Raw genomic sequence first — 3,351 nt, 5'->3', positions numbered from 1 at the left:
CCGGTTCGATCCCGGTAGGCTCCACCAAATCGTCCCGGAGCGATTACCCGACAGTCACGGTGAGTCCTAAGCCGTAGGCTTTTTCTTGAAGCTTACCGCTTAGAGCTTACGGCTCTAGCTCTTTAACAACATGAATCATGCTGACATGAAAGATACGCTCTCAAGCGTGTCCGGCAATTATCGAGCGAGCTCGTAGACCGTCTCCTTCGGGTTATATGGTCAAGCGAGTAAGCGCATACGGTGGATGCCTAGGCAGCCAGAGGCGATGAAAGACGTGGGAGCCTGCGATAAGCGTCGGTGAGGTGGCAAACGACCTGCGACCCGGCGATCTCTGAATGGGGAAACCCACTCATCTCAAGATGAGTATCACATCCTGAATCCATAGGGGTGTGAGGCGAACCGGGGGAACTGAAACATCTCAGTACCCCGAGGAACAGAAATCAACCGAGATTCCCCCAGTAGCGGCGAGCGACCGGGGAGTAGCCCTTAAGCGTGTGACGGATTAGGCGAATGAGCTGGGAAGCTCAGCCATAGCGGGTGACAGCCCCGTAGCCGAAAATCCGATCGCGTGAAAACGAGTAGGTCGGGGCACGTGTAACCCTGACTGAAGATGGGGGGCCCATCCTCCAAGGCTAAATACTCCTGGCTGACCGATAGTGAACCAGTACCGTGAGGGAAAGGCGAAAAGAACCCCGGAGAGGGGAGTGAAATAGACCCTGAAACCGTATGCGTACAAGCAGTGGGAGCAGGCGTGTCCTGTGACCGCGTACCTTTTGTATAATGGGTCAGCGACTTATATTCAGTGGCGAGCTTAACCGAGTAGGGGAGGCGTAGGGAAACCGAGTCTTAACTGGGCGTCCAGTCGCTGGATATAGACCCGAAACCGGGCGATCTATCCATGAGCAGGGTGAAGGTTGAGTAACATCAACTGGAGGCCCGAACCAGGATCTGTTGAAAAAGATTTGGATGACTTGTGGATCGGAGTGAAAGGCTAATCAAGCCCGGAGATAGCTGGTTCTCCTCGAAAGCTATTTAGGTAGCGCCTCACGTATCACCGCCGGGGGTAGAGCACTGTTTCGGCTAGGGGGCCATCCCGGCTTACCAACCCGAGGCAAACTCCGAATACCGGTGAGTGCGAGCGTGGGAGACACACGGCGGGTGCTAACGTCCGTTGTGAAAAGGGAAACAACCCAGACCGTCAGCTAAGGCCCCGAAATCCTGGTTAAGTGGGAAACGATGTGGGAAGGCTTAGACAGCTAGGAGGTTGGCTTAGAAGCAGCCATCCTTGAAAGAAAGCGTAATAGCTCACTAGTCGAGTCGGCCTGCGCGGAAGATGTAACGGGGCTAAACCAGGTGCCGAAGCTACGGGCGAGTTCACATTTCGGTGTGGATTGGCGGTAGAGGAGCGTCGTGTACGCCGGTGAAGGTCCATTGAGAAGTGGGCTGGAGGTATCACGAGTGCGAATGCTGACATGAGTAACGATAATGCGGGTGAAAACCCCGCACGCCGGAAGACCCAGGGTTTCTGTTCGACGTCAATCGGAGCAGAGTGAGTCGGCCCCTAAGGCGAGGCCGAAAGGCGTAGTCGATGGGAAACGGGTTAATATTCCCGTACCTCGCGTGGTTGCGATGGGGGGACGAAGAAGGCTAGGTGAGCCAGGCGTTGGTTGTCCTGGTGAAAGCCAGTAGGCTGGGATCTCAGGCAAATCCGGGATCCCGAGGCCGAGAGGTGAGACGAACACCCCACGGGGTGGAAGTCACTGATGCCCCGCTTCCAGGAAAAGCCTCTAAGCGACAGATCACGTGAGACCGTACCCCAAACCGACACAGGTGGTCAGGGTGAGAATCCCCAGGCGCTTGAGAGAACTCGGGTGAAGGAACTAGGCAAAATGGTGCCGTAACTTCGGGAGAAGGCACGCCGGCGTATCGTGAAGCCCCTTGCGGGTGGAGCGAGAACCGGTCGCAGAAACCAGGTGGCTGCAACTGTTTATTAAAAACACAGCACTCTGCTAACGCGCAAGCGGACGTATAGGGTGTGACGCCTGCCCGGTGCCGGAAGGTTAATTGATGGCGTTAGCTCCGGCGAAGCGCTTGATCGAAGCCCCGGTAAACGGCGGCCGTAACTATAACGGTCCTAAGGTAGCGAAATTCCTTGTCGGGTAAGTTCCGACCTGCACGAATGGCGTAATGATGGCCACGCTGTCTCCACCCGAGACTCAGTGAAATTGAAATCGCCGTGAAGATGCGGTGTACCCGCGGCTAGACGGAAAGACCCCGTGAACCTTTACTACAGCTTCACACTGGACGCTGATGTTGCTTGTGTAGGATAGCTGGGAGGCTGGGAACGGCAGACGCCAGTCTGTCGGGAGCCGACCTTGAAATACCAGCCTGGCATCATGGGCGTTCTCACTTGGGCCCGTTATCCGGGTCGAGGACAGTGTGTGGTGGGTAGTTTGACTGGGGCGGTCTCCTCCCAAAGCGTAACGGAGGAGCACGAAGGTACCCTCAGCACGGTTGGAAATCGTGCATGGCGTGCAAGAGCATAAGGGTGCTTGACTGCGAGACAGACACGTCGAGCAGGTACGAAAGTAGGTTCTAGTGATCCGGTGGTTCTGAATGGAAGGGCCATCGCTCAACGGATAAAAGGTACTCCGGGGATAACAGGCTGATACCGCCCAAGAGTTCACATCGACGGCGGTGTTTGGCACCTCGATGTCGGCTCATCACATCCTGGGGCTGAAGTCGGTCCCAAGGGTATGGCTGTTCGCCATTTAAAGTGGTACGCGAGCTGGGTTTAGAACGTCGTGAGACAGTTCGGTCCCTATCTGCCGTGGGCGTTGGACGTTTGCGAAGGGCTGCTCCTAGTACGAGAGGACCGGAGTGGACGCACCGCTGGTGGTCCGGTTGTCACGCCAGTGGCATAGCCGGGTAGCTAAGTGCGGACGGGATAACCGCTGAAGGCATCTAAGCGGGAAGCCCCCTTCAAGATGAGACGTCCCCGAGGCATCAAGCCTCCTGAAGGATCCAGCAAGACGAGCTGGTGGATAGGCCGGGTGTGGACGCGCTGTGAGGCGTTAAGCTAACCGGTACTAATGATCCGTGCGGCTTGACCATATAACCCCGAGGGGATGGTGAGCTGGCTCGACGGACGGGTTTGAGAGCGTAGGTCGGCATGATTCATGGTTTTTTTTGCCTGACGACCATAGCGAGCGGGAACCACTTGACCCCATGCCGAACTCAGTCGTGAAACCGCTCAGCGCCGATGGTAGTGTGGGGCTTCCCCATGCGAGAGTAGGTCATCGTCAGGCCCTCACATGACAATCCCCCGGGAACCCCCCGGGGGATTTTTTT

The 3,351-nt window shown here is 56.6% G+C and carries 2 rRNA genes; both read left to right on the top strand.

Going from position 1 to position 3,351, the window contains the following annotated elements:
- The first annotated feature begins 217 nt into the window (after positions 1-217).
- A 23S ribosomal RNA gene (locus tag BLW01_RS18180) occupies positions 218-3,114 on the top strand.
- A 78-nt stretch (positions 3,115-3,192) separates the two neighbouring features.
- Positions 3,193-3,308 (top strand): 5S ribosomal RNA (gene rrf, locus BLW01_RS18175).
- Positions 3,309-3,351 lie beyond the last annotated feature (43 nt).

Source organism: Aidingimonas halophila (genome assembly GCF_900106955.1).
Classification (GTDB): domain Bacteria; phylum Pseudomonadota; class Gammaproteobacteria; order Pseudomonadales; family Halomonadaceae; genus Aidingimonas; species Aidingimonas halophila.
The sequence above is the reverse complement of the archived record's forward strand: the minus strand, read 5'-3'. Positions and strand labels throughout refer to the sequence as shown.